This is a genomic window from Variovorax sp. 20P10.2.4, from assembly GCF_058244205.1.
This window is the reverse complement of sequence record NZ_JBZAYE010000745.1, coordinates 1-3,250: the sequence shown is the minus strand read 5'-3', so window position 1 is coordinate 3,250 and position 3,250 is coordinate 1. Positions and strand designations below refer to the sequence as shown.

Below are 3,250 nucleotides of genomic sequence, written 5' to 3'. Positions count from 1 at the left end.
CGCCCGGTGCGGCCTGCTCGCCGTTGGCGGCCACGCACATGCTGCAGCCGGGCTCGCGCCATTCGAAACCGGCTTCGCGGAACAGCCGGTCCAGGCCTTCGCGTTCGGCCGCGCGCTTGACGTTCTCCGAGCCCGGCACCACCCAGGCCCGCACATGCGAGGCCACGCGACGGCCGCGCAGCAGGGCCGCGGCCTCGCGCAGGTCCGACAGTCGGGAGTTGGTGCACGAGCCGATGAATACGCGGTCCACGCGCTGGCCCTGCAGCGGCGCGCCGGCCGCGAGCCCCATGTAGTCGAGCGCGCCCTGCCAGGCCTGGCGCTGCGAGGCGTCGGTGGCATCGGCGGGATCGGGGATGCGCGCGTCGATCGCGATCGCATGCTCCGGGCTCGTGCCCCAGGTCAGCGTGGGCGCCACGGCGCTCGCGTCGATCCGTCCTTCGCGCGCGTAGACCGCGCCTGGATCGCTCGGGAGGCTGCGCCACCAGGCGGCGGCTTCGGCGAAGCGTGCTTCGGGCGGCGCGAAGTCGCGGTCGCGCAGATAGGCCTCGGTCTTCTCGTCGGGCGCCACCATGCCGATGCGCGCGCCCAGCTCGATCGAGAGATTGCACAGCGTCATGCGCTGCTCGATTTCCATCGCGCGCACGGCCTCGCCGGCGTACTCCACCGCGAAGCCCGTGCCCGCGCTGGCACCGAGCCGCGCGATCATCGCGAGTGCGAGGTCCTTGGCGCCCACGCCGGCACCAGGCAGTCCGTCGAAGTGCACGCGCAGGGTGCGCGGCCGGCGCAGCACCAGCGTCTGACTCGCGAGCGCATGCGTGACCTCCGAAGAACCCACGCCGAAGGCGATCGCACCGAGGGCCCCGTTGGTGCAGGTGTGGCTGTCGCCGCAGATCAGCGTCATGCCGGGCTGCACGATGCCGAGTTCCGGTCCCATCACATGCACGATGCCCTGGCCCGGCTGCCCCAGGTCGAACAGCCGGATGCCCGCGCCGCGTGTCAGCAGCTTGAGGCCCTGGTACAGATGCACGCCGCCCGCGAAGCTCTGGCCGGTGCGACCGGGCGCGCTCGAGACGGCATGGTCGGGCGTGGCGAAGGCCAGCTCGGGGTTGCGCACCGGCAGGCCGCGCTCGGCCAGCTCGCGCAGCCCGGCGGTGCCCGAGAGGTCGTGCAGCAGGTGGCGGTCGATGTGCAGCAGGTCCCAGCCGTCGGGCAGGGGCTGGACCACGTGCGCGTCCCAGACCTTGTCGAACAGCGTGCGCGGCGCGGTGGTGGAGGGCGTCGTCATGGCCGTCATTCCGCCGCCTGGAAGCGCGTGCGCAGCGCATCCCATTCCGCGGCGCCCAGGCGCCGGAAGCGCTCGGCCACGCCGGGCGCATGGGCCGAACTCGGCGGCTGGCCCGTGCTGCGCAGGGCCGACAGTGCCTGCTCGCAGGCCGAGGCCGCGGCGCCGATCAGCAGGCTCGGCAGGATCGCGAGGCGATAGCCCATCTGCTGCGCCGTCGCCAGGTCCAGGTCGGGCGTCTTGCCGCCGCGCACGATGTTGAGCAGACACGGCCCCTCGACGCGCCGCGGGATCGAGGCCAGCTCCTCCATCGACTGCGCGGCCTCGACGAACACCATGTCGGCACCGGCGGCCAGTGCCTCGCGCGCGCGCTCGACCGCCTCGTCGAGCCCGAGCATCGCGCGCGCATCGGTGCGCGCGATCACCAGGAAGGCCGGGTCGCGCCGGGCGGCGAGGGCGGCCCGGATCTTGGCGACGAACTGGTCGCGCGGAATCACCTCCTTGCCGTCGAGATGGCCGCAGCGCTTGGGCGCGACCTGGTCCTCGATGTGCAGCCCGGCCACGCCGCGCATCTCGTACTCGCGCACGGTGCGCGTCACGTTGAGCTCGTTGCCGTAGCCGGTGTCGGCATCGGCGATGACTGGCACGCCGACCGAGCGCGCCAGCACGCCCGCGGCCTCGGCCATCTCGTTCATCGACAGCAGGCCGTAGTCGGGAAAGCCGCGCGCCGCCGAGGCGCCGGCGCCGGTCATGTAGACGCAGGCGAAGCCGGCCGCCTCGACCATCTTCGCGGTCATGCCGTCATAGGCGCCGGGGGCGACGACGAGTTCGGGACGGGAGAGCAGCTGGCGCAGGTCGTGGGCGGTGGTCATGGAGCGGGGCGTCGAAGTGATTTGGTGATGACATCATAATGCTATAACCTTTCGACGTTGTTAGGGTATGCCTGAATGGGCGGGCACAATCGGCCGAAGGCGCGGGCGGCCCGCGCCGCCGAAGCACAGCTCTCCATGGACACACCGAACCCTTCCCAACTGCGCCGCGAACCCGGCACCGCGCTGCACCGCCAGCTCTTCATGGTGCTGCGCGACCAGATCGCCCAGGGCGCCTATGGCGTGGGCGAACTGATTCCGGCCGAGGACGCGCTGTGCGCCCAGTTCGACGTCTCGCGCATCACCGTGCGGCGCGCGGTGTCGGACCTGGAACACCTAGGGCTGGTCGAGAAGCGGCCGGGCCGTGGCACCTTCGTGCGCGCCGTGCCGCGCGCGCAGCGGCCGCAGCCCTCGTTCGGCCTGATCGAATCGCTGGGCCGGCAGGCACGCGAGACCGAGGTGACCGTGCTCAAGGTCGAGACGGCCCTCGCGCCGCCGACGGTGGCGCAGCAGCTGCAGCTGGAGGCGGGCGCCGTCGCCGTTCACGCGGTGCGCCTGCGCTCGGCGCATGGCACGCCGATGATGGTCACCGATGCCTGGGTGCCGCAGGAAGTCGGCCGGCACGTGACCGCCTCCGAGTTGCAGAAGCGCGCGCTGTTCGAGATCCTGATGGCCGAGGGCATCAAGTTCGGCCGCGTGATCCAGGAGGTGACCGCCGTCGCGGCCGACCCCGTGCTCGCCGGCCTTCTGCGCGTGGACCTCGGCGCGCCGCTGGTGCGGCTGGTGCGGCTGCTGCACGACCGGCGCAAGCGGCCGGTGCAGTACATCACCATCCATTTCACGGGCGAGCGCAGCCGCGTGCTGATGGAGGTGCCGGCCGAGGCGGTGAATACGATGGGGGCGGGGCAGATCGTGCATGACCTGGAGTTGCCGCCGGGCTGAGCCCATGTTCGAACCCTATCTGCAGCGCTGGGACCTGGTCCCCGACGGCGAATCCTTCTCCTCGCTGAGCGGCCATCTGCTGCCGGTCCGCGCGCGCGGCCTGCCGGCCATGCTCAAGCTCTCGCACCAGCCCGAGGAGATGGCCGGTGCGGCGCTG

General features: G+C 72.1%; 3 protein-coding genes. 1 reads left to right on the top strand and 2 read right to left on the bottom strand.

What is annotated here, in order from left to right:
* Both AC27VN_RS36765 and AC27VN_RS36760 read right to left on the bottom strand, forming a co-directional pair.
* On the bottom strand, positions 1-1,285 hold a 1,285-nt coding region (locus tag AC27VN_RS36765; protein WP_490879829.1), incomplete at its 3' end, for a 3-isopropylmalate dehydratase large subunit.
* A 5-nt stretch (positions 1,286-1,290) separates the two neighbouring features.
* Complete coding sequence (locus AC27VN_RS36760) at positions 1,291-2,154, bottom strand: isocitrate lyase/PEP mutase family protein (RefSeq protein ID WP_490879828.1); 864 nt, start codon at positions 2,152-2,154, stop codon at positions 1,291-1,293.
* A gap of 135 nt (positions 2,155-2,289) precedes the next feature.
* Between AC27VN_RS36760 and AC27VN_RS36755 the strand changes: the two genes are divergently transcribed.
* Positions 2,290-3,093, top strand: coding sequence for a GntR family transcriptional regulator (locus tag AC27VN_RS36755; RefSeq protein WP_490879827.1), 804 nt, complete (start codon positions 2,290-2,292; stop codon positions 3,091-3,093).
* Positions 3,094-3,250 lie beyond the last annotated feature (157 nt).

Excerpts from the sequence above, each read along its gene's own strand:
- AC27VN_RS36760 (WP_490879828.1), bottom strand. The coding sequence starts at position 2,154 with ATGACCACCGCCCACGACCTGCGCCAGCTGCTCTCCCGTCCCGAACTC.
- AC27VN_RS36755 (WP_490879827.1), top strand. The coding sequence starts at position 2,290 with ATGGACACACCGAACCCTTCCCAACTGCGCCGCGAACCCGGCACCGCG.